The sequence below is a fragment of the Embleya sp. NPDC020886 genome (assembly GCF_044333915.1).
Taxonomy (GTDB): Bacteria; Actinomycetota; Actinomycetes; order Streptomycetales; family Streptomycetaceae; genus Embleya.
Genome location: NZ_JBIRRX010000006.1, coordinates 384,861 through 407,690 on the forward strand (window position 1 = coordinate 384,861; position 22,830 = coordinate 407,690).

Consider the following 22,830-nt stretch of genomic DNA (forward strand, 5'->3'; position numbering starts at 1 on the left):
GGGGCACGGTCCCGGGCACGACAGCGCGAGACCATGGTCATAGTTTAGTCCGTTTTGTGGCTATTTTCGGGCTCGGGTGAGTGGCCCGGCCCCGCCGCTGCGACCCGTGATGACGCGGGTCGCAGCGGTGACCGGGCCGCCGGCCGGTGCTAGCCGTTGGCGAACTCGTGCACGCCCCACCAGCCGGTTTCGTCGCGGTAGATGCCGATGCCCGCCTCGGTGTGGGTCGGGTCGGTCTGGTTGCGGTAGTGGCCCGGGCTGTGTCGCCACATGTCCTGGAACTTCTCGGCCGCCTGCCGGGCGGTCATGGCCGGGTCGCCCCACCACACGATGTTCTCGGCCACGCCGGTGCGGGCGCCGGTGACCAGGACGTCCGCCTCGGGGCCGGAGTGGGCGAAGCCGGTACGACGCATGTGTTCGGCCCACTTGCGGGCGAAGTCGCTCAGGTCGGTGCTCGCCCGGAGCGGCCGGAGGCCGACCTTCGCGCGTTCGGCGTTGAGCAGTTCCAGGGACATCGCCTCGGCGTCGGCACTCGACTGGGACGCGGGCCGGTTGCCGCGCACGGTGGGGTTGGCCCCGGGCGGCCCGTCCGCCGCCGAGGGAGTGGTGGGTCGGGTGCTCCTGGTCGCCGGGGCGGCCTTGCCGTTCGTCCCGACGCGGCTGGGGCTGCCGGTCGGGGTCGGCGTGCGCGTCGCGGGCGCGGTGCCGGTGCTGCCGGCCGGCTGCCCGGGGGCGGGCGAGGTGGGCGCCGCCGACGTGGGGGCCGTGGCCGCGGTGTCGGTCGGAGCCGCCGGCCGGGCCGCGCCGTCGTGCCGCTCGGCGGGCGAGCCGCAGCCGGCCAGTACGAACGCGGCCAGTGTCGCGGCGAGGGTGGTGGACACGGCCCGGTGGTGTCGGTACAGCCGGTGGTGTCGGTACTGCACGATGCGCAACTCCTCGAAAGGTACGGCTACTCGCCCGGCACGAACGCCGGGGACACCTGGGAGAGCCGCGGGGCGCGGGTGGATAACACAAATACCGAATCGAGTTCCGGGCGGGCGGGGCGGGTCAGGCCGGTGTCGCGAAGATCTGGGTCCACCAGGTCGTGCCGCCCGGGCCGACCGCGGCGCCGACGCCGATGTCGGTGAAGCCGCAATCGAGGATGTTGCCCCGGTGGATCGGACTGGCCAGCCACTGTGCGACCACCGACGCGGCGTCCGACCGACCCCGATCGAGGTTCTCGCCCCACTGCCGCCACCGGTAGCCGGCGGCGGTGATCCGGGCGTCGGGGCGCACCCCGTCCGGGGTCACGTGGTCGTAGAACCGGCGGGCGAGCATGTCGTCGGAGTGTTTGCGGGCGGCGCCGCGCAGCCGGTCGTCCACCCGGACCGGAGCACAACCGTGCTCGGCGCGGGCCGCGTTGACCAGGTCGACCACGGCACGTTCGAGCCGGGGCCGAGGGTCGGTGGAGGCGGAGGCGGTCGTGCGGGTGCCGACGGGCTCGGTCGTGGGTGTCGGCGTGGCCGGCCGCGTGGCGCTCGGCGCGGTGGCGGGCCGCAGGTCGGTGGTGGGCGCGGTGGTGGGCGTCGGAGCGGCGTCGGCGCCCGGCGGGTGGGCGGCGGGCGTGCTTCGGGTCGGCGGGGCGTGGTGGGGGCGGTCGACGATGACGACAGCGGCAAGGACGAGCAGGCCGATTGCCGCGGCGCCGAGCGCGAGCCCGCGCGGGCGGCGACTCGGGCGCGGCGCGGCGTGGCCCGGCGGGGCCGCGTGCGTCCCGGGCGACGGGGCGGCCGGGCCGGTGGCGCCGGGCGGGCCAGGATGGGTGGGTGGACCTGCCTGGGTGGCCGCGCTCGGGTCGGTGGGTGGGCCCGGGTGGGTGAGCGCGCTCGGGTCGGTGGGTGGGCTCGCGTGGGCGAGCGAGCCCGGGTGGGTGGCCGGGCCCGGGGCGGCGAGGGGGGCCGTCGCGCCGGTCGCCGACCATGGGCCCCGGGCGAGCAGGTGCAGCAGGACGGCGGTGGGCGGCAGCAGGGCCAGGCCCGCGAGCAGGCCCTCGACCGGGGCCAGGTCGTACCGGTGCGCGCCGCACGCGCCACACCCGCGGGCGTGGCGGGCGATGCGTTTGCGCCACAGCGGCGTCGGCTGCCCGTCCCAGGCCGCGAGCAGCGCGCCGGCCTGCGCACAGCGCGGGTCGGCGGCGAGGGCGCGGACCACCACCCGGGCCGCCTCCAACTGCTCCTTCATGCGCTGGACCCGGACCGCCACGTGGGCCGCGGGCAGGTCCAGGGCCGCGGCGAGTTCGGCCCGGGTCAGAGTGCCCGCCGCCTCCAGCCACCACAGGGCGAGCAGTTCGCGGGTGTCCGGGTCCAGCCAGCGGGTCGCCTCCGCGACGTCGCGGCGCTGTCCGGACAGGCCCAGCCGCAGGATGGTCAGGTCGGCGAAGTCGGCCGCCGGGTCCGGGTATTCGGCGATCTCGTCGAGCGGGGTCGTGGTCGCCCGGCGGGCGTGCCGACGGCGCACCTGATTGACCGCGATGGCCACCAACCAGGACCGGAAGCGCTCCGGATCGCGCAGGTCGCCGAGGCCGGACACCGCGCACAGCATGGTCTCCTGCACCACGTCGTCGACGTCCGCGTGCCCGTTCAGCGCCCGGCCGACGATGTTGTAGACCAGCGGCAACCAGTCGGCCACGAGTCGGTCCCGGGCACGCAGATCACCACCCTGGGCCGCGACGACCAGGGCGGTGTTGGGCTCGTTGTCCACGTACGTCCACTCTCCTCGACCGGCGTGCCGGGCCCACTCCCGGGCATCCGCCACTCGGGAGAGCGTCCGGGGCGGCGCGGATAACGGAAATCGCCGAACGAGTTCCGAACGTACCGACCCGGCGCCGCCGGCCGTCGCTCAGTTCGGCCGGGTCGCCAGCAGCTTCTCGACCCGGGAGCGCACCTCGGGGGTGTCCAGCCCACGAATGGTCACCGTGGTCCGGCGGCGCAGCACGTCGTCCACCGTCATCGCCCACTCGTGGTCGCGCGCGTAGGCCACCTGGGCCCAGATGTCCGGCCCGTCCGGGTGGATGCGCTCGCCGAGTTCGCGGTCGCCCCGCACCAGCGCGGCCAGGTCGTAGGCGAGGTTGCCGTAGTGCGACGCCAGGTGGCGGGCCACCACCGGGTCCACGCCGTCCTCGGGGGTGGCCTCGCCGAGCAGCCGGTGGGCCACCGCCTCGGGGTTCGCCGAGCCCGGCAGTGCCACCCGGCGCAGCGGGGTCGCCATGTCCTGCTCCAGGGCCACGACGCCGGCCTTGGCCAGCTTGTCCAGCACGGTCCGGCCGATGTGCCGGTAGGTGGTCCACTTGCCGCCCGCCACCGACAACATGCCGCCGCGCCCCTCGGTGACCACGGTCTCCCGCTTGGCCTCGCTCGTGGCGCCCGCGCCGCCGGGCAGGACCCGCAGGCCCGCGAACGCGTAGGTGATGTCCTCGCGGCGCAACTGGGCCGGGTCCACCGCGCTGCCCGCCTCGTCCAGGATCTGGGCGATGTCGGCCTCGGTGGGGGAGACCTTGCCCGGGTCGCCCTCGTAGGCCTCGTCGGTGGTGCCGAGCAGCAGGTGCTCCTCCCACGGAATCGCGAAGGACACCCGGTACTTGTCGATCGGGATGGTCAACGCGGCCCGCCACGGCTGCTGTTGGCGCAGCACCAGGTGCACACCCTTGGACAGCCGGATGCTCGGCTCGGCGGTCGGGTCCTCCATCCGGCGCAGGTGGTCCACCCACGGGCCGGTCGCGTTCAGCACGACCCGCGCGTGCACGCCGAACTCGGTGCCGTCGAGCCGGTCGCGCAGTTCGGCGCCGGTGACCCGGCCGCCGGGGTCCTTGCGCAGGCCGACCACCTCGGCGTGGTTGAGCACCACCGCGCCGGCCTCGACCGCGGCCCGCACGGTGGTCACCGCGACGCGGCTGTCGTTCATCTGGTGGTCGCCGTACACCGCGGCGCGGCGCAGGCCCTCCTTGCGCAGGGCCGGGACGAGTTCGAGCGCGTTCTCGGGGCCGATCACCTTGCCCATGCCGTCGCCGAACGCGGACAGCGCCGAGTACAGGAACACGCCGGCGCCGAGCTTGGCCGAGCCGTGCGGGCCGTCCTTGTAGACCGGCACCAGGAAGGACAACGGTCGCACCAGGTGCGGGGCCACGTCGCGGGCCAGCGTGCGGCGTTCGCGGTGGTTCTCCGCGACCAGCTTGAGGTTGCCGGTCTGCAGGTAGCGCAGGCCGCCGTGGACGAGCTTGGAGGACGCGGACGAGGTGGCGCCGGCGAAGTCGCCCGCGTCGACCATGGCCACCCGCAACCCGGTCTGGGCCGCGGTCCAGGCCACCGCCGTGCCGAGGATGCCGCCACCGATGACGAGCAGGTCGTGGGTGCCGCGCGAGAGTTCGGCGCGGCTGTGGGCACGAGCGGGAACGGTCGGATCCGTGGCGGTGCTCATCACGCGTCTTCTTTCCACTGGGCCGGGCCGCGAAGCGGTGGGACGGAGTCCCGATCCGAATCTACGTGGTCGGCATTGTCGAACGACGAACGACAGTTTTCATTGCCGGTCGGGCAGCGGTCAAGTGCCCCGGTCCGCGCCGGACGGCGAAGCGCGGCGCGGCGTCCGAAATAGGTCGATATGGCAGATCTCAGTACGGAAAGGTGGCACCCAGGTCGCGCGAGATGGCGCGTGCCGCGTCGCGCACCGAGGCCACCAGCGTGGGACGCGGTGCGCCGTCGGCGATGATCCGCTCGACCGCGCCGCTGATGCCCACCGCGCCCAGCGGCGTGCCGCGCCGGTCGCGGATCGGTGCGGCGATGGCCGCCAGGCCCAGGACCGACTCCTCGTTGTCGCACGCCCAGCCGCGTTCGCGCACCGTCACGCTCTCCGCGTCGATGGCGGCCGGGTCGGTCAGCGTGCGGGCGGTGAAGGCGACCGGGTCGCGCTCGTCCAACTCGGCGCGCGCGGCCGGGTCGACCGCGAGCAGCACCTTGCCCCAGGCGGTGGAGTGCAGCGGCAACATCGCGCCGATCTCCAGCACCTGGCGGCTGTCGTCGGGCCGGAAGACGTGATGGACGACCAGCACGCCGCCCTTGTGCAGCACGCCGATGCGCACGCTCTCGCCACTGGCCCGGGCCAGATCGTCGGCCCAGACCAGGGCCCGGGCGCGCAACTCGTGCACGTCCAGGTAGGAGCTGCTCAGCCGGAGCAACTCGGCGCCGAGCTGGTACTTGCCGCTCTTGGCGTCCTGCTCGACGAACCCCTCCTGGTGCAGCGTGCGCAGGATGCCGTGCGCGGTGCCCTTGGCCAGACCCAGGGTGGTGGCCACCTCGCTCAGGCCGAAGCGCCGTTCGCCGCCGGCGAGCAGCCGCAGGATCGCCGCTGCGCGTTCGAGCGACTGGATGGGACCGGGCATACCCACTCCTCCATCGAAGATCAGGTTGGCAATGAAGATCGGGTTGGCAATGTAGAACAGCGGTCGTACACATGCCGGTCGGGTCCACCGTCCGCCCGTCGGGCCCGGCGCTCACGGGCGGGGTCGGGAACGAGATGTTCACGGACTCTTGACGGCGGCGCAACCCGCGGAGAACACTGCCGGACAGCGGTCGTCAATGTCGAATGCCAGTCAGAGTCATCGAATGGACCGGGCCCGGACGATTCCGATCCGAACGCGATCGGATCCGCCCGGCGTACCCACTGCGCGGCACCGCAGCGGCGGTCCCTGCGCGCCGCCCCGACGCGGCGCGGATTCCCGCTTCCCCGCACGGCGCGTCGATCCCGGCGCGCCGTGCGTCCGTCCGGCGCCGGAACCCGGTGCCGTCCCACCCGTGCAGGCACGAACGTGCAGTCGCGAACGTGCAGTCAAGAAGGGGCCGTGTTGTTGTGACGAGCGACAAGATCTTCATCGGCGAGACCCTGGGTACGGCCATCCTGCTGCTCCTGGGCGTCGGCGTGTGTGCGGCGGTCACCCTGAACCGATCCAAGGCGCAGAACGCGGGCTGGCTGGCGATCACCTTCGGCTGGGGCTTCGCGGTGCTGGCCGGGGCGTACGCGAGCGTGTCGTTGTCCGGCGCCCATCTCAATCCCGCCGTGACGTTCGGCATCGCCGTCAAGACGGGGGAATGGGACAAGGTGCCGGTGTATCTCGCCGGGCAGTTCACCGGCGCGGTGATCGGCGCGGTGCTGGCCTGGGCCACCTACCTGGGTCAGTTCAAGGAGCACGGCGAACCGGTGCTCGGCGTGTTCGCCACCTCGCCGGAGATCCGCAACCCGGTGCAGAACGTGATCACCGAGACGATAGCCACCACCGTGCTGGTCATCGTGATCCTGACCCAGGGCCTGACCGACGGGCTCGCCCTCTCCGGCACCGGCATCCTGATGACCGCGCTCCTGGTGGTGGGCATCGGCCTGTCCCTGGGCGGTCCGACCGGCTACGCCATCAACCCGGTCCGCGACCTCGGCCCGCGCCTGGCACACTCGCTGCTGCCCATTCCCAAGAAGGGCGGCTCGGACTGGGCCTACGCGTGGGTCCCCGTGGTCGGTCCCACCCTGGGCGGGCTGGCGGCCGGCGGGCTGTACCGGCTCGCATACTGAGTCCGCGCGTGCGCCGCCCGCCCCCCGCGTGCGCACCGACCCCGACCTTTCCCTCGGATCCTTCGGAAGAGGAGCCATGTCCGACACCTACATCGCCGCGATCGACCAGGGCACCACGTCCAGCCGATGCATCATCTTCGGCGCGGACGGGCGCATCGTCGCCGTCGACCAGCGCGAGCACCGGCAGATCTTCCCCCGTCCGGGGTGGGTCGAGCACGACGCCGCCGAGATCTGGGGCGTGGTGCAGGCCGTGGTCGCCGGCGCGCTCGCCCAGGCGGGCATCCGCCGCGAGCAGATCCGCGCGCTGGGCATCACCAACCAGCGCGAGACCACCGTGTTGTGGGACCGCCATACCGGGGTGCCGGTGCACAACGCGCTCGTGTGGCAGGACACCCGCACCGACGCGCTGTGTCGCGAACTGGGCGGCAACGTCGGCCAGGACCGGTTCCGGGTCGAGACCGGGCTGCCGCTCGCCAGTTACTTCGCCGGGCCCAAGATCCGCTGGCTGCTGGACAACGTCGAGGGGCTGCGCGAGCGGGCCGACCGCGGCGACATCCTGTTCGGCACGATGGAGTCGTGGGTGGTGTGGAACCTCACCGGCGGCCCGGACGGCGGGGTGCACGTCACCGACGTCACCAACGCCTCGCGCACGATGTTGATGAACCTGGAGACGCTGGACTGGGACGACCGGATCCTGCGGGCGATGGACGTGCCGCGTTCGGTGCTGGCCGAGATCCGCTCCTCCTCGGAGGTGTACGGCACCGCCCGGGGCATCCTGGAGGGCGTCCCGGTCGCCTCGGCGCTGGGCGACCAGCAGGCCGCGCTGTTCGGGCAGACCTGCTTCGAGGAGGGCGAGGCCAAGAGCACCTACGGCACCGGCAGCTTCCTGCTGATCAACACCGGATCGCGGATCGTGCAGTCGCACCACGGCCTGCTCAGCACGGTCGGCTACCGGCTCGGCAAGGAGGCGCCGGTCTACGCGCTGGAGGGTTCGATCGCGGTCACCGGTTCGCTGGTGCAGTGGATGCGCGACCAGATGGGACTGATCGGCACCGCGGCCGAGATCGAGACGCTCGCGCTGACCGTCGAGGACAACGGTGGCGCCTACTTCGTGCCGGCCTTCTCCGGCCTGTTCGCGCCGTACTGGCGCTCGGACGCGCGCGGGGTGATCGCGGGTCTGACCGCGTACGTGAACAAGGGGCACATCGCGCGCGCCGTGCTGGAGGCCACCGCCTGGCAGACCCGCGAAGTGGTGGACGCGATGGAACGCGACTCCGGCGTCAAGCTCGCCACGCTCAAGGTGGACGGCGGGATGACCGCCAACAACCTGCTCATGCAGACCATCGCCGACGTGCTGGACGCCCCGGTGGCCCGCCCGTTCGTGGCCGAGACCACCGCGCTGGGCGCGGCGTACGCGGCCGGGCTCGCGGTCGGCTACTGGCCGGACCTGGACTCGCTGCGGGCGAACTGGCACCGCGCCGCGGAATGGACCTCGCGGATGGACGACGCCACCCGCGATCTGGGCTACCGCAACTGGCGCAAGGCGGTGGCGCGCACGATGGACTGGGTCGAGGAGGGCGATCCGGTCCCCGGGGTCTGAGCGGCGCCGCGATCGGGACGGTCGTGCGGGCACCGAGCACGCTCTCGGTGCCCGCCCGAGTGGTTCGGGAGCCGTGCCCGGTGGTCAGCGCGTGGGCAGGTGTCGGGCGAAGAACGTGTGTACCAGCCGACGGACCAGGGGCACCGATGCCGCCGGTGCGATCGTGCCGATCAGGGCGGTCCGGTCGGCCGCCGACATCAGCCCGGTGGCCTGAAGTTGCGGTGCGAGCACGGCGTGGTCGGTGAACACGTGGTGCGCGGCGTGCTCGATCAGGTGCCGAGGGATGGGCCCGCGCGAGTGCGCGCGCAGCGCGGACCACGAGGGTTCCAGGTCCGCTCGATGCACGAAGCCGTCGCTGCCGACCAGGAGCAGCGGCCGGCCGGTGCCCTCGCGGGCGATCGGGTACAACTCGCCCGCCTCGCCCGGCGCCGGCGGCGGGTGGTCCAGATATCCCTCCAGGTTGATCGCGGCGGCGATGCGGCGGTCCTCGTGCATCGTCTCGGCCGCGGTCGTGCCGCCCGCCGAGTGGCCGCAGACGCCCACCCGTCGCAGGTCGAGCGCCCGATGCAGGCCGTCGGGCAGTGCGGGGGCGGTCGGGTCCGGGTTGCCGCCCGAGGCCAGGACCGCCAGTTGTTCCAGGACGAACCGGGTGTCCGCGATCCGGGTGTCGATCAGGGTGCGGAAGAGTCCGGGATCGCTGCGCGGGTCGGCTCGGAGCACCGTCCAGCGCACCCGGCCGTCCCGGCCCGGCAGGTCGACCGGGAACTCCACCACGGCGCCGTCTCCCGGATGGTCGATGCTCACCACGACATAGCCCCGGCTCGCCAACTCCTCGGCGATGCCGGTACCCATGCCGCGCGGGTCGACGCCGCCGGGGCTGTACAGCAACACCGGACGTCGGCCGGCCCGCGCGGGCGCGTTCTCGTGCGCGTGCGCGGCGGTGGCCGCCCAGTCCACGCCCGCCGCCGGCAACTCGGGATGGGTCGCCCGGGCCGCGGTCGCGAATTCCGCCGCGGCCCGGGCGGGCAACTGCGGGGCGATCGGGAATCCGCGCACCCTGCGGGCCGGGTAGAACACGGTGACCATCACCTCGCGCACCGGGATCGGCTCCCAGGGGTCCGATCGGCAACGATCCACCAGATACAGCGTGGTGGTCCCGATCGCATGCGGACCGGTCGGCGGCACGAGCCGCAACACGGCGTCGCTCGCGGGTCGCCGATCGACCGGTCGCGCGGACGCGGGAGCGGCGCGGGTGATGCCGCCCGCCAGGAGCAGCGCGGCGGCCGGTACGGCCGAGGCGACGAGCCGGCGGCGCCCGATCCCCTCGACTCGGTCTGTCGTCCGCGCTTCCGCTTTGCGTTTCACAAACCCTCCTCGTGTCGTGCCGCGGCCGGCTGCGGCACCGCCGCGCGACCTGCACCCTTGTGGTATCGACCGCCCCTGCGTGCCAATGTCGGGGGCATGTCCCGAAGGCTGGCACGCGCCCGGGAGCAGCCGCGAAGGTTGTGGCCAGGGCCGAAAAGCCGGCGCCGCAGCCGTAGGGGGAGTAATGGTCCGGATCCGCTTCACCGCCGCCGACTTCGCCCGGGTCCGGTTCGCTCCGAGACCGGCCCCGCTCCAGGAGCTGAACGTCGCGCTGTCGCGGATGGTCCGCCCCGACGACCCACTGCTCTTCGGGCGTTGGCGGCAACGACTGCTGCGGGCACTGCCGGCGGCCGTCGATCCGCTGGCCGACCTGGTTCCCGGCGGGCGCCCGCCGCTGTTCCTGGACGTGTTCGCCGACTCGCTGACCGAGGGGCTGGACGAGATCCGGAGCACCCGGCCGGAGATGGTGCGCGCGGAGCTCGAACGTGTCTACGCCGGACACCCGACCCCCGTGCCGCCGTGGATCCGCAGCCTGCATCGCGGCGACGCGGACGCCTGGCGGTCGGTGCGCCGCGCCCAGCACGCGGCCTTCGAGACGGTGCTGGGCCCGGTGTGGTCCCTGGTACAGGACCTGCATCACGCGGAGTTCACCCGGCACGCGCTGACCACGGCCGAACACGGCCTCGGCGCGACGTTGACCGAACTGGTCCCGGGCAGCCGACTGCACGGGGACGTCTGGGAGTTCGCGGGTGCGGGCGACGCGGACATCGAGCTGCACGGCCGCGGTCTGCTGCTCCTGCCCACCTTCCACTGGAGCGCACACCCGCTGTTGTCGAACCTGCCCGATCGGCCGGTGGTCGTCACCTATCCGGCGGGGCCGGGCCTGCCGCTCGCCCTCGCCGGGCCCGGCGGCACCGAGGAGGCACTGGCGGCCGTGATCGGCCGGACCAGGCTCGACATCCTGCAACTGCTCGGCACCGGCGCGCACAACACCGGCGAACTCGCCCGCCGGCTCCGGGTGGGCAACGCGACCGTCTCCGCGCACACCGCCGCGCTGCGGGGCGCGGGACTGCTCACGAGCACCCGGGCCGGTCGGTCGGTGCGCCACGAACGCACCACCCTGGGTGCCCTGCTGGTCGGTCGGCACACCGGCCGGCCCGGCGGATCGGGGCGGCTTTCGGTCCTGGCCGAAGGAGTTGACGCGGTTCGGCGCGGCTGACTTCGCTGGTGGTCGGATGTCGCCGGACCAAGGGAGACGAGTCGATGACACGCATGCGCGAGGGACATCACGGCGAGGGGCCCGGGGCGTTCACCCCGGACGGGTGTGCGGTGCAGATGTACGAGCGCATGACGGTCGGGGACGAGCCGGAGACGATCGCCCTGGGTGCCCGGTCGGGCGCCCGCACGCTGCTCGAACTGGGCAGCGGTGCCGGCCGGGTGACGCACGCGTTGGTCGAGCGCGGCTGGTCGGTGACGGCGGTGGACGAGTCGCCCGAGATGCTCGCCCGGGTGCGCGGGGCACGCACGGTGGCCGCCGGCATCGAGGAACTGCGGCTGGACGAGCGGTTCGACGTGGTGCTGTTGGCGTCCTACCTGGTCAACACCGCCGAGGCACAGGCGTGTCGGGCCCTGTTGGACACCTGCCGGGCGCATGTCGCGGACGACGGCGTGGTGTTGATCCAACGCGAGGGTGCCGGCTGGCACGAGAACGTGCCCCGGGTGCGCGAATACCCGGGCGGCGCGGTGCACATGCTCGGCTCCGAGCCGATCGACGGTGACGAAACGTTGCGCGCGGTGCGGATGCTCTACGAGTATCCCGACGCGCGGTGGGTGCACGAGTTCCGGTCCCGGGTGTTCACCGAGGCGGGGTTCGCCGACCTCCTGGCCGGGTCCGGTCTCGCGGTGGAGGATCTTCTGGACGAGGCGGGCACCTGGGTCCGGGCGGTGCCGGTGCACTGAGCGCGCCGGGCCCGGCGTACGGACCCGGCGCGCGAGGTGCGGCCTCGGGGGAGGGGGTGCTCAGCGCAGCACGGTCGGCGAGGACGCCTTCGCGACGAGCAGGCGTGGGGTGCCCGATCCGTCGGCGGGCGTCGCGTAGACGTCGCGGCCCCGGCCGTACATCACGGTGTGGTCGTCCAGCCAGGCCGCCTGGTCGTCGATGCTCTCCCGCTCGGCCAGCGCGGTCTCGCGCATGGTCGCCAGGTCCAGCACGTGCAGTCGCCAGGTGGTGGCGCCGGAGCGCTTCTTGAACGCGATCCGGGTGCCGTCCGGGGACAACGACGGGCATTCCAGGTTCTCCCGCACCGTGTGCGCCTCCCAGTTCGCGTAGTCGCCCTCGACCAGGTAGGTGCGGCCCTTGGTGGACACGGTGGCGTAGAAGCGGTTGTCGTCGGCGGCGAACGTGACGCCCCAGTAGTTGACGTCGGCGGATCGGTAGCGCTTGCCGTCGATGGTCAGCGGGATGGCCTCGATGTTGATCAGCGTGTAGTCGGTGCGGGTGTCCAGGATGCCGGTCCAGGTGGAGAACCCGGTCTTGTTGTAGGACTCGCCGGTGACGAAGACGGTCCAGGACACCATGCGCCCGCTCGCCGAGACCCGGGCCCGGGACGGGGTGCCCGCGAGTTCGATCCGGCGTCGCACGTTCATCGCCGGGTCCACGATCAGCGCGTCGGTACCGGGCAGCGGGCCGCCGCGGGTCTGCAGGCAGACACCGGTGGCCGCGCCGACGGCGAAGCGCTCGCAGCGCAGTCCGCTGTCGGTGCGGGCCGGGCCGGTGGCGCCGGCCGGGTCCATCGCGGTCGCGGCCACGGTGCGGTGGCCGCCCTTGCGGGCGGTGTCCACGAACACCAACTGCCCGCCGGCGGCCAGGTCCAGCGGCCGGCGCCGCACCTGTGCGTCGTCCTCGCGGCCGGCCGCGAAGGTCGAGTAGCCGACCGCCACCCCGACCAGCACGAGCAGGCCGAGCAGCAGGCCGAGGGCGCGCTTCATCCGGTCACCTCCGGCAGTGGGGACCGCGACGGCAGCAGCCATCGGGCCACGACGAGGGCGGCGGCCAACCCGACGCCCATGACGAGCAACGCGGGGCCCGCACCCCACAACGTCCAGGCCGCGCCGAAGAGCACCGAGGAGAACAATCGGGCGCCGGCCTGACCGGTCTGGAGCAGGGCCAGGCCACTGGTGCGCAGGTGGACCGGCAACAGCGGCCCGGCGGCGGCCATCAGCACCCCGTCGGTGGCGGCGTAGAACAGGCCCTGGAGCACGAGCACGGCCGACAACACCGTCCACAACAGCAGCGAGCCCGGCGTGCGGTCGCCGTCGGGTGCGGCGGCCACCGCGTAGGCCGCGAGCAGCGCGAGATGGCCGCCCAGGAAGACCCGGAAACGACCGACCCGGTCGGCGAGGCGACCCAGCGGCACCGCGAGCAGCAGATACGCGCCGGCCGTGCCCAGCGGCAGCAACGGGAAGTAGCGCAGCGGGATGTCGAAGCCGTGTTGCAACACGAGGTACACGAAGGTGTCGCCGACGGTGAGCAGTCCGAGCATGGTCGCGGCCATACAGGTGCGCCGGAACGGGCGCAGCCGCAGCAGCGCGAACGCGGCCCGCAGCGACGACTCGCGGCGCGGCCCGACCGGTTCGTGGTGGTCGCGCACGTACAGCGCCATCAGCAACACCGCGAACGAGGCGACGCAAAAGCTCACCACGAACACCGCGTCGTACGCGTCGTGGGTGGCCCACAACACCGCGAACGCGGCGAGCGGGCCCAGGAACGCGCCGACCGTGTCCATCGCGCGGTGCACGCCGAACGCCCGACCCAGGTCGGGCGCGGGGGTGCTGAGCGTGATCAGCGCGTCGCGTGGCGCGGTGCGCAGCCCTTTGCCGGTGCGGTCCGCCGCGAGCACCAGACCCAGCCCGGTGATCGAGGAACCGGCCAGCGGGAGGCCGAGTTTGCATACGGCGGACAACCCGTAGCCGGTGCCCGCGACCAGTTTGCGCCGACGGGTGCGGTCGGCCACCTGGCCGCCGAGCAGGCGCACGAAGGCGGTGATGCCGAAGTAGGTGCCGTCCAGGAGCCCGTACTGCAGCGGGCTCAGTCCCAGGGTGAGCACGAAGTAGGTGGGCAATACCGCGGTGACCATCTCCGAGGAGATGTCGGTGACCAGGCTGACGGCGCCGAGCGCGAGCACGTTGGCCGGGACGTTGCGCGCGAATCTGCGCGGTGCCTTGGCCGAGGCGATCCCACCGGCCTGATCCGCGCGCCGGGTGGCGGCGATGTACACGGGCGGTCCTCCCTCGATCCGTCCGGGGACGGTGGACTCGGGTCGGGTCGGAGCGGGACGGGGTGGAAACGGGGTGTGTCGCGGTGCGACGGCCGGCAACCACCGGACGGGAGGCGGTGGTCGGGCCTGGTGCGGACCGGCCGGGGAACAGGTCGCCGGCCGGCCCGCACGTTCGGTTGGCTCAGTGGCAGCCGACCGGCCCGAAGGTGTCGAGCTGCTTGCCGTCGTAGCGCACGAGCTGTCCGGAATAGCTGCCGGCGGAGAGGGTCAGCTTGAGCACGGCCGGCGAACCGGTGACCCGCTTCTCGCTGTTGGGTTGCGGACTCTCGAAGTCGTACGGGTCCGCGCCGCCGGTGCCCACGAGCAACTCGCGGATGCCGGCGGGATCCGCCTTGGCCTTGGGATTCTGCGGCGCGTAGCGCTCGTAGAGGTGGTCGTGTCCGTTGAGGACCAGATCGGCGCGCGCGTCGTAGAGCACCTGCCACGCGGCCTGACTCACCTTGTCGGCCTGCGGCCCGGAGCTGTACAGGGGCTTGTGCCAGTAGGCGGCCACGCAGCCCTGCGCGTTGTTCGCCAGATCCGCCTTGAGCCATTGGATCTGTGCCGAGGTCGCCGACATCGACTGCTCGGAGTCGAGCGCGATGAAGTGCCAACCGCCGCGGTCCCAGCTGTACCAGGTGGTGCCGTTGGGTGTTGCGCGGTTGCCGAAGTAGGCCTTGTAGCCGGCCTCGGACGGGTTGTCGTCGGCCTCGTGGTTGCCGGGGGCGGGACGGGTCTTGTCCTTGAACCGACCCCACGTGGTGTCGTAGTACTTGCGGTAGTCGGAGAGGCTGCCGGTGTCGTACTGGTTGTCCCCGAGCGTGATCACCTCGTCCGGGTTGATCGCCTCGACCCGGCGCGCGGTCTGCTCGGCCCCGCACTCCTGGGCCGACGTGCAGCCCGGGTCGGAGATGTCGCCCGCCGCGACGACGGTGAACGAGGAGCCGCCGGCCTGCGGGGTGCCGACCACCGACGCGCTCGGCGCGGACAGGTTGCCCGCCGCGTCGCGGGCGCGGACGGTGTAGGTGTAGCCGACTCCGGTGCTCAGGCCGGTGTCGGTGTAGGAGGTGCCCGCGCTGGTGCCGACCGTGACGCCGTCGCGCAGCACGTCGTAGCCGGTCACCCCGACGTTGTCGGTGGACGCGGTCCAGCCCAGCGAGACGCCGGTGGGCGTGGTGCCGGTCACCCGCAACGCGGTCGGCGCGGTGGGCGCGGTGGTGTCCGGGCCGCCGGCGCCGTAGACCTCGAACTCCCAGAGGGAGTAGCCGTAGTCGGTGGCTCGCGTGGTCGCGTACACGCGCACGTGGCGACCGTGGGTGGACAGTGCGCCGAGGTCGTCGGTGCCGCCGTCGCCGGCGGAGGTGCTGTAGACCTTGGTCCAGGACGCGCCGTCGGGCGAGACCTCGATCCGGTACGCCTTGGCGTAGGCGGCCTCCCAGGTCAGCTTGACCCGGGAGATGGAGACGTCGGAGCCGAGGTCGACGCTCAGCCACTGGGCGCCGGCGCCTTCCGTGCTGGCCCATCGGGTGGTGGTCTTGCCGTCCACGGCCTTGGCCGGGCCGAGGGTGGAGTCCTCGCTGGACGAGGCGGTGGCGGGCTTGCCGCGGGAGAGCAACACCTCCGCGGCGGAGGCGGTTTCGACGAAGGTCAACACCGTGGCCAACATGGCGATCACGGCGAGAACGGCGGGAAATCTGGGCAGTCGGGACACGGCTCGCCGAGCGGTGCGGAACGAGGGACTTCGGCGGGTCGGGCGCGGGGGCAGGGACAGGTGCACGTCGTCCTCCAGCGTTGAGGAGCCGATCGTCGTGCCTGAGCCGGGCAGGATGGTGCGCTCGAATGGGCCGGAGAGGTGCCGTCGCGTGCTCGGACACCACCGCGGTCGGGTGCCCGCGGTGCCCCAACAGGAGCCTCCGGCCCGGTTGTTGGCCCCGACGATCCCAAGGCGCCGCGCGCGCCGTCAAGACTTGTTAGGAAACTTTACTAACAAGACTTCGAGGCGTCGCACAGCGGTGGCGGGCCGTCTCGACCCGCGCCGCGCGGGCGTCACGGAGCGGGCGGATGCTCGAAGGTCGGGCCCGGATCGGCCGGCGCGTGATTGAGGACCAGGACGCCGATCACCGTGGCCGCGGCGAAGACCAGCAGGATCAGCGTGGCCAGGATCAGCCGGCGGCGGCGCTCGCGGCGCTGCCAGTCGCCGTGCGCGGTGCGGTACGCGTCGGGGGCCGGGTGCACACCGGCGGCCAACGTTTCGAGTGCCTCGCGCAGTTGCCGCTCGGTGCCCGAAGGGTTGTTCGTCGCCTCGGTGTCGGGAGGGTTGTTCATCGCCGTACCTCCATCGCCTGCGTGAGAGCGGCGATCCCACGCGCGGTGTGCGTCTTGACGGAGCCGACCGAGATGCCCATGGTCGACGCGATCTCCTTCTCCTTCAGCCCCAGCCAATGGCGCAGCACCAGCGCCTCGCGCTGGCGCGCCGGCAACTCGCGCAAAGCGCGGATCAGCGCCTGTTGGTCGTCGCGCAACAGGGCCGAGGTCTCGGCCGAGGCCACCGTGCCCAAGGGCTCCTCGACATGCCGGCGGACGACCTGGAGATGGCGTATTCGCATCCGGACCAGATTGCACACCACCGACCGCAGATAGGCCGCGGCGGCCTCGGGCGTGCGCAGCCTGCGGAACTTGCGGTAGATCTCGTAGTACGCCTCGGCGACGATGTTCTCCGGATCGTCCGCGCCGAGCAGCGTGGCGAGCCGCAACATGGACGGATAGTGCAGGTCGAACAGGCGCGCGACCTGCGCCTCGCGCTCGGATTCGGTCGCACCCGCGGCGAACTGCGGCGGCACCCGATTCGGGCCCGGCTCGGGCTGCTCCGGGGCCGGCCCGGGGTCCGTCGCGGCGGGCGCCGGCGCGTCGCGGCGCAGGCGTTTCACGAGCCGTTCGCCTCCTTCCCCGCGACGCCCCGGCCGGTCGACCGGGACGGCAGGGTCGTGTCGTCCGGGCCGCGCGTCGCACCGAACCGGTCGAACACCTCGGTCAGGGCCAGGGTGACCGCCAGGTTGAGCAGCAGCGCGGCGAGCCCCGCGTACATCTGCACGCCGTGACCTCCCAGTTCGACCCGGATCAGCGAGACGAAGCCCTCCCGCACGACCGCGACCGTACCGGTCAGCATGCCCACCGCCCAGCCCACCAGCAGGGCCCGATGGTGCAGCCGCCGAGTGAACAACCCGATCACCACGGCCGGGAAGATCTGCAGGATCCACACTCCGCCCAGCAGTTGCAGGTTGATCGCGGCCTGGTCGCGCAGCCCGAAGACGAACGCCACCGCGCCCACCTTCGCGGTCAGCGACACCAGTTGCGCGACCCGCATCTGCCGCTTCGGAGTGGCCGTCGGATGGAAGTACTCGACATAGACGTTACGCACGAACGAGGTCGCGGCGGCGATCGACATCACCGCCGCCGGCACCAGCGCGCCGACGATGATCGCGCCGAACACCAGTCCGGCCGGAAACGCCGGCAACAGCCGGTCCACCAGCAGCGGTACGGCCGCCTCGGCGGTGCCCGAGCGCGTGTCCACGTCCACCGCCAACGCCGCGACGCCGAGCACCCCGAACATCGCCAGTACCGCGGTCCACGCGGGCAACGCGATCGACACCCGGCGCAGCGTGTCGGGGCCGGCCGCGGCGAACCCCGCGGTCAGCACGTGCGGATACAACAACAACGCCAGCGCCGAACCCAGCGCCAGCGTGGCGAATCCGGCCTGCTGATGCGCGCCGAGCACCAACGACGCATCACCCGGCCCACGCCCGGCGAGCCGCCGATCCGCAGCCTCGAACATCGGCCCCGGGCCACCGAAGCGGCGCAGCACGAACACGACCGCCACCGCGGCGGAACCGAAGATCGCCACCGCCTTCAGCGCCGAGATCACCGTCGGCGCCCGCAACCCGTGCCGATATGTGGCGATCGCGAGCCCGGCGAACAACACGACCATGCCCACGTCGCCGGGCGCACCGCGCGGATGCAGCCCGGCGGCGGCGAGCACGGCCCGGATGCCGAGCACCTGAAGGGCCAGGTAGGGCATCGTGGCCAGGATCCCGGTCAACGCGACCACCAGGGCCAGCGCCGGCGAACCATAGCGACCCCGGACGAAGTCGCCCACCGTCAGATAGCCGTGCCGGCGCGCCACCGACCACAACCGGGGGAGCAGCACGAAGGCCATCGGGCAGACGACCACCGTGTACGGCAGCGCGAAGAACGCCGACGCGCCTCGGCCGTACACCTGGCCCGGCACCGCGGTGAAGGTATACGCGGTGAAGATCGTGCCGCCGAGCACCAACCAGGTCCAGACCGCGCCCAGGCCACGACCGGCCAGCGCCCAGTCCTCCAACGACGGCAGGTCGTGACTGCGGTGCAGCCGCGGCGCGGCCACCGCCAGCAGCGAGGCACCGCCGACCACGATCAGGACGGCCGCGGTCATGGCCCCGTCGGTCATCCGTCACCGTCCGGATCGGCGTGCGAGCGCACTCGGGCACGGGTTGCCGCGAGCGTACCGACCTTAGGCCCTGACCGGCCGATTCCGGCGGGGTTGCCGCCGAGCGGCCCGGCCCATCGGTCCGGGCCCGCGCGCGTGGCCGAAAAACGTCCGTCGTCCCGGTCGGGCAACCCCGCGGAAAACCGCGGGACATCGGCTGTCAACCAAAACGCGAGCCCGGGCAACTCTTCCACAGGGCCGACGAACCGGCGGCCCGCACCACCGACCCGGAGGAGGCGCGATGACCGGGGAACACCCCCCACCCACCCCCGCACGGCCCCGTGCGGCCCGCCGGCTCGCCGCCGGCCTCTGCCTCGCCGCGCCGGTCGTGGCGCTGTTGTGGGTGCCCCTGTACGCGCGCCGGGAGCCGGCGGCGGCCGGCGTCCCGTTCTTCTACTGGTACCAACTCGCCTGGGTGCCGGGGTGCGCCGCCGCCATGTTCGTCGCCCGTCTCCTGCTGCGCCGCCCCGACCGGCAACCTCCCTGACCCGTGCCGCCCCCCGGCCGACCCGCAGGTTCTCGTCCGTCGCCGTTTCGCCCCCTGCCCGATGAGGAGTCCGCGTGCCCCCCACGACCGACACCCGCAACCCCCGTACGTACCGCCCGAGATCGATCCTGACCTGGACCGTCGTCGCGCTGCTCGGCGCGGCCGGCTGGGGCATGGTCGCCCTCGCCCGCGGCGAGGAGATCTCGGCCGTCTGGCTGATCTTCGCGGCGGCCGCCTCCTACGCGATCGCCTACCGCTTCTACTCCCGCTTCATCAGCGAACGAGTGCTGGAACCGGACGACACCCGGGCCACCCCGGCCGAACGGCTCGACGACGGCGTCGACTACCAACCGACGGACCGGCGGGTGCTGTTCGGCCACCATTTCGCCGCGATCGCGGGCGCCGGACCACTGGTGGGCCCGGTACTGGCCGCACAGATGGGGTATCTGCCGGGCACCATCTGGATCGTGGTGGGGGTGATCTTCGCCGGAGCCGTACAGGACATGGTGATCCTGTTCCTGTCCATGCGCCGCGACGGCAAGAGCCTGGGCCAGATGGCCCGCGAGGAGATCGGCCGGGTCGGCGGCGTCGCGGCGCTGCTCGCGGTGTTCGTGATCATGATCATCCTGCTCGCGGTGCTCGCCCTGATCGTGGTCAACGCGCTGGCGAACTCCCCGTGGGGGACCTTCTCGGTCACGCTGACCATCCCGATCGCCCTGTTCATGGGCGTCTATCTGCGCTTCCTGCGCCCCGGTCGGGTGCTGGAGACCAGCGTGATCGGGGTGGCGCTGCTGCTGGCCGCGATCATCGGCGGTGGGCAGATCGAGGACACCGCGCTGGGCGACGCGTTCACCTGGAGTCCGACCACGCTGGTGTTCTGTCTGGTCGGCTACGGCTTCGTCGCGTCGGTACTGCCGGTGTGGCTGTTGCTGGCCCCGCGCGACTACCTGTCCACCTTCATCAAGGTCGGCACCATCGTGCTGCTCGCGCTCGGCGTGCTGCTGGCCGCGCCGAACCTGAAGACGGACGCGATCAGTTCGTTCGCGAGCTCCGGCTCCGGGCCGGTGTTCGCCGGGTCGATGTTCCCGTTCCTGTTCATCACCATCGCGTGCGGCGCCCTCTCCGGCTTCCACGCCCTGGTCGCCTCCGGCACCACGCCGAAGCTGATCCAGCGGGAATCGCAGGTCCGGATGATCGGCTACGGCGCCATGCTGATGGAGTCGTTCGTGGCGATCATGGCGCTGATCGCGGCCTGCGTGATCGACCCCGGCCTGTACTACGCGATGAACGCCCCGGCCGGGGTGCTCGGCGCCACCGCGGAGAGCGCCTCGCACGCGGTGGCCGGCCTCGGCTTCACGATCACCCCCGACGACCTGCGCTCGGCGGCCTCGGTGGTCGAGGAGAAGACGTTGATCGCCCGCTCCGGCGGCGCGCCCACGCTGGCCGTGGGCATGTCGGAGATCTTCGCCGAGGTGTTCGGCGGTTCCGGGATGAAGGCGTTCTGGTACCACTTCGCGATCATGTTCGAGGCGCTGTTCATCCTGACCACCGTGGACGCGGGCACCCGGGTGGGCCGCTTCATGCTCCAGGACATGCTGGGCAACGTGTGGAAGCCGATCGGCCGGGTCGACTGGAAGCCCGGCATCTGGTTGACCAGCGCCGTGGTGGTCGGCCTCTGGGGCTACTTCCTCTACGCCGGAACCACCGACCCGCTCGGCGGAATCAACCAGCTCTTCCCGCTGTTCGGCATCGCCAACCAGCTCCTGGCCGCGGTCGCGCTCACCGTGGCCACCACGGTGCTGATCAAGTCGGGTCGACTGCGCTGGGCCTGGGTCACCGGCATCCCGCTGGCCTGGGACGTGGCGGTGACCTACTCCGCCGGATGGCAGAAGATCTTCTCCGACGACCCCCGGGTCGGCTTCTTCGCCCAACGCGACCGCTACGCCGACGCGATCGACGCGGGCAAGGTGCTGGGCCCGGCGAAGAACATGGACGACATGCACACCGTGGTGCTGAACTGCACCGTGGACGGCGTACTGATCGCCCTGTTCCTGGTCCTGATCGCGGTGGTGATGGGCAACGCGGCCGTGGTCTGCGCGCGGGCGATCCGCGCCGGCGTACCGCTGCCCACCACCGAGACGCCCTACGTCGCCTCGACGCTGGTGCTCGAACCGACGGCCTCGCCCAGGGAGAAGGAACTCGCCACCGCGGGCGCCGGCGGTCCCGGCGACGAGGCGGGAGCGTCGTGACCGGGCCGGCCCCGGGTATCGGCGCACGGTTCGCCCGGAACCGGCTGTTCCGGTGGATCCGGTGGTATCTCCGGGAGATCTCCGGCGCGGCGGACTACGACCGGCACTGCCTGCGGCACCGACGCGAGCATCCGGACCGGCCGATCCCCTCCCGCCGAGCGTACGAAGCCTGGCGGACCAGGCGGCGCGAGGAGAACCCGCAGGCACGCTGCTGCTGACACCCGTTGCCGGCACCGCGCAACGGCGGGCGGCGGAGCGGGTCTTCGCCGCCGCCCGCCCACCGCCCGCGGCCCACGGCAGCATCGGCTGTCATGGCGTCGAACCCGCCCACGCGGTCCGCGCGTTCGCGGTCCCGCGTGGGGGCCCGGGTCAGCGCTTGCGCTTGAACTCGTACACGGTGGCCTGCGCGGCACAGTCACGCGGCGGAATCATCTCGACCCGCAGGACGCCCGTACGGCGGTCGTAGTCGTTGCCCTCGGTCTCGAAGTCGGCGGCAGTGCCCGGGCAGGCGCTGAGCAGCGGCAGCGCACCGAGGGAAGTCACGTGCCCGGTCACCGTCTTCCCGTTCAGCGCCTTCTTCAGTTCGATCTGCAGCAGCGGCTTGGCGACGGGGAACAACTTCGCGTCGGAGTCGTCCGACGCACACACCAAGCGCTTCTCGTCCAGGAAGGTGCACCCCTGGATGTCCTTGACCGGCCGGTCCAGTTCGATGGTCGCGGCGAGCGGGAGGGTGCCCCCGGTCCGCGGTGTGGCCTCATTCAGCATCGGCGTGGGGAAGACGAGCAACCGATTCATCGTGTCCCACTCGCCGGAGACGAGCCAACGGCCGTTGGGGGAGACCGCGGCGAAGGAGTTGTTCATCGCCTCACCCGCCGCCAACGGGTGCACGTACTCGTAGGCGTCCCCGGCCGGCGTGGTGACCCGGAACATCTTGGCGGTCGCGTCCCCACCACCCTGGTAGGCGTCGAACACGTAGCCGCGCGAGGAGTCCGGGTCGCCGATGTGCCCCCAGCCACGCTCCCGCACCGGCGCGGGAATCGAGGTGTTCCCGGCGTAGTACATGTAGGGCTTCCCATGGTGGGGCCGCACGCCGGCCAACCCCTGGGCCTGGGACTGCGCGTCGATCTCGTACTTGCCGATCGGCTTCCAACCACTGACGGCAGACGGGAACGCGGCCTGGGCGTCACCGCCCGCAGCCTCCGCCGCGTGCGCCGTACCCGCGAGCCCGCCGCCCGCACACAACGCGACGCACACCGCGCCGACCGACGCCCCGCGCCACGCCGCCCGCAAACCCTTCGAGACCAGCTTCATAGCCACCGAACTCCTCAACCGCGCCGATCCCACGCCAACGTGTTCGAACGCCAAGACCATGACGCAGCACGGTGTCCGCCAGGCGCCCCCCACCTGAACGCCTCCGAACCAGTTCCCAACGTTCCGAAATGCCACCGGGCGTGACGAATCCGATACCGACACACCCGAGGGACTCCCGGCCGCCGGGGAGGAACGGGCCTGGGCACCGGGGTCGTCGCCACGGTCGTGTTCCTCGACGTCGCCGACCGGTTCGAGCCGTCGAACGGGTTGGGCAGGGGGTAGTCGGGAAAGGTTGCCGCTGATCGCCCGTCCACGCGCCTGTTCGTTGGTCCGTCCGTTTGTTCGTCCGTTCGTCCGTTCGTCCGTCCGTTCGTTTGTCCGTTCGTTCG

At 72.4% G+C, this 22,830-nt stretch carries 19 protein-coding genes; 7 read left to right on the forward strand and 12 right to left on the reverse strand.

Translation table 11 applies throughout. The annotated features are described in order from the left end of the window. Window positions 1-149 precede the first annotated feature (149 nt). From ACH4U8_RS23625 to ACH4U8_RS23640, 4 genes are all read right to left on the reverse strand, one after another. Entirely contained in the window at window positions 150-923 is a 774-nt protein-coding gene (locus ACH4U8_RS23625) for a CAP domain-containing protein (protein ID WP_395779941.1), read from the reverse strand. A gap of 124 nt (window positions 924-1,047) precedes the next feature. Next, on the reverse strand, window positions 1,048-2,739 hold the full coding sequence (locus ACH4U8_RS23630) for a sigma-70 family RNA polymerase sigma factor (RefSeq protein WP_395779943.1): 1,692 nt from the start codon (window positions 2,737-2,739) through the stop codon (window positions 1,048-1,050). Between the two features lie 138 nt (window positions 2,740-2,877). Further along, window positions 2,878-4,452, reverse strand: coding sequence for a glycerol-3-phosphate dehydrogenase/oxidase (locus ACH4U8_RS23635; RefSeq protein ID WP_360315063.1), 1,575 nt, complete (start codon window positions 4,450-4,452; stop codon window positions 2,878-2,880). 190 nt (window positions 4,453-4,642) lie between these two features. Then, window positions 4,643-5,410, reverse strand: a complete 768-nt coding sequence (locus tag ACH4U8_RS23640; RefSeq protein WP_395779945.1) for an IclR family transcriptional regulator — start codon at window positions 5,408-5,410, stop codon at window positions 4,643-4,645. Window positions 5,411-5,877: 467 nt separating this feature from the next. On the opposite strand from ACH4U8_RS23640, the gene ACH4U8_RS23645 reads away from it, so the two are divergent. After that, window positions 5,878-6,588, forward strand: a complete 711-nt coding sequence (locus tag ACH4U8_RS23645) for an MIP/aquaporin family protein (protein WP_360315059.1) — start codon at window positions 5,878-5,880, stop codon at window positions 6,586-6,588. A 76-nt stretch (window positions 6,589-6,664) separates the two neighbouring features. Continuing rightward, a complete protein-coding gene (glpK, locus tag ACH4U8_RS23650; protein WP_379992743.1) occupies window positions 6,665-8,188 on the forward strand; it encodes a glycerol kinase GlpK in 1,524 nt (507 codons plus the stop codon). Window positions 8,189-8,272: 84 nt separating this feature from the next. On the opposite strand, the gene ACH4U8_RS23655 is transcribed toward glpK, so the two are convergent. Then, window positions 8,273-9,553, reverse strand: coding sequence for an alpha/beta hydrolase (locus ACH4U8_RS23655; protein ID WP_395779947.1), 1,281 nt, complete (start codon window positions 9,551-9,553; stop codon window positions 8,273-8,275). A gap of 184 nt (window positions 9,554-9,737) precedes the next feature. Here ACH4U8_RS23655 and ACH4U8_RS23660 point away from each other — a divergent pair, with 184 nt between their 5' ends. Together ACH4U8_RS23660 and ACH4U8_RS23665 are read left to right on the forward strand one after the other, a co-directional pair. Next, complete coding sequence (locus ACH4U8_RS23660; RefSeq protein ID WP_360315053.1) at window positions 9,738-10,772, forward strand: ArsR family transcriptional regulator; 1,035 nt, start codon at window positions 9,738-9,740, stop codon at window positions 10,770-10,772. A gap of 44 nt (window positions 10,773-10,816) precedes the next feature. Then, window positions 10,817-11,512: a class I SAM-dependent methyltransferase gene (locus tag ACH4U8_RS23665; protein ID WP_395779949.1), complete on the forward strand. Its 696-nt coding sequence runs from the start codon at window positions 10,817-10,819 to the stop codon at window positions 11,510-11,512. Window positions 11,513-11,572: 60 nt separating this feature from the next. On the opposite strand, the gene ACH4U8_RS23670 is transcribed toward ACH4U8_RS23665, so the two are convergent. The 6 genes from ACH4U8_RS23670 to ACH4U8_RS23695 all read right to left on the reverse strand — a co-directional run bounded on the left by ACH4U8_RS23670 (window position 11,573) and on the right by ACH4U8_RS23695 (window position 18,355). Beyond that, on the reverse strand, window positions 11,573-12,541 hold the full coding sequence (locus ACH4U8_RS23670) for a hypothetical protein (RefSeq protein ID WP_360315051.1): 969 nt from the start codon (window positions 12,539-12,541) through the stop codon (window positions 11,573-11,575). After that, a complete protein-coding gene (locus ACH4U8_RS23675) occupies window positions 12,538-13,830 on the reverse strand; it encodes an MFS transporter (protein ID WP_395779951.1) in 1,293 nt (430 codons plus the stop codon). The genes ACH4U8_RS23670 and ACH4U8_RS23675 overlap by 4 nt, the downstream gene beginning before the upstream one ends. Window positions 13,831-14,011: 181 nt before the next feature. Then, window positions 14,012-15,535 carry a discoidin domain-containing protein gene (locus ACH4U8_RS23680; RefSeq protein WP_395780093.1) on the reverse strand — a complete coding sequence of 508 codons (1,524 nt, stop codon included), beginning with the start codon at window positions 15,533-15,535 and terminating at the stop codon, window positions 14,012-14,014. 380 nt (window positions 15,536-15,915) lie between these two features. Further along, window positions 15,916-16,194 carry a hypothetical protein gene (locus tag ACH4U8_RS23685; RefSeq protein WP_360315045.1) on the reverse strand — a complete coding sequence of 93 codons (279 nt, stop codon included), beginning with the start codon at window positions 16,192-16,194 and terminating at the stop codon, window positions 15,916-15,918. Further along, entirely contained in the window at window positions 16,191-16,796 is a 606-nt protein-coding gene (locus ACH4U8_RS23690; protein ID WP_395779953.1) for a SigE family RNA polymerase sigma factor, read from the reverse strand. Before ACH4U8_RS23690 ends, ACH4U8_RS23685 begins: the two co-directional genes overlap by 4 nt. Beyond that, window positions 16,793-18,355: a sodium:solute symporter gene (locus tag ACH4U8_RS23695; RefSeq protein ID WP_395779955.1), complete on the reverse strand. Its 1,563-nt coding sequence runs from the start codon at window positions 18,353-18,355 to the stop codon at window positions 16,793-16,795. Before ACH4U8_RS23695 ends, ACH4U8_RS23690 begins: the two co-directional genes overlap by 4 nt. Window positions 18,356-18,635: 280 nt before the next feature. Here ACH4U8_RS23695 and ACH4U8_RS23700 point away from each other — a divergent pair, with 280 nt between their 5' ends. The 3 genes from ACH4U8_RS23700 to ACH4U8_RS23710 all read left to right on the forward strand — a co-directional run bounded on the left by ACH4U8_RS23700 (window position 18,636) and on the right by ACH4U8_RS23710 (window position 21,348). After that, window positions 18,636-18,881, forward strand: a complete 246-nt coding sequence (locus tag ACH4U8_RS23700) for a DUF3311 domain-containing protein (protein ID WP_379991682.1) — start codon at window positions 18,636-18,638, stop codon at window positions 18,879-18,881. Between the two features lie 173 nt (window positions 18,882-19,054). Then, on the forward strand, window positions 19,055-21,130 hold the full coding sequence (locus ACH4U8_RS23705; RefSeq protein ID WP_395780095.1) for a carbon starvation CstA family protein: 2,076 nt from the start codon (window positions 19,055-19,057) through the stop codon (window positions 21,128-21,130). Next, window positions 21,127-21,348, forward strand: coding sequence for a YbdD/YjiX family protein (locus tag ACH4U8_RS23710; RefSeq protein ID WP_360315037.1), 222 nt, complete (start codon window positions 21,127-21,129; stop codon window positions 21,346-21,348). Before ACH4U8_RS23705 ends, ACH4U8_RS23710 begins: the two co-directional genes overlap by 4 nt. Before the next feature lie 151 nt (window positions 21,349-21,499). Here the strand turns inward: ACH4U8_RS23710 and ACH4U8_RS23715 are convergent, their stop codons facing one another. Then, complete coding sequence (locus ACH4U8_RS23715; RefSeq protein WP_395779957.1) at window positions 21,500-22,441, reverse strand: hypothetical protein; 942 nt, start codon at window positions 22,439-22,441, stop codon at window positions 21,500-21,502. Window positions 22,442-22,830: the final 389 nt, after the last annotated feature.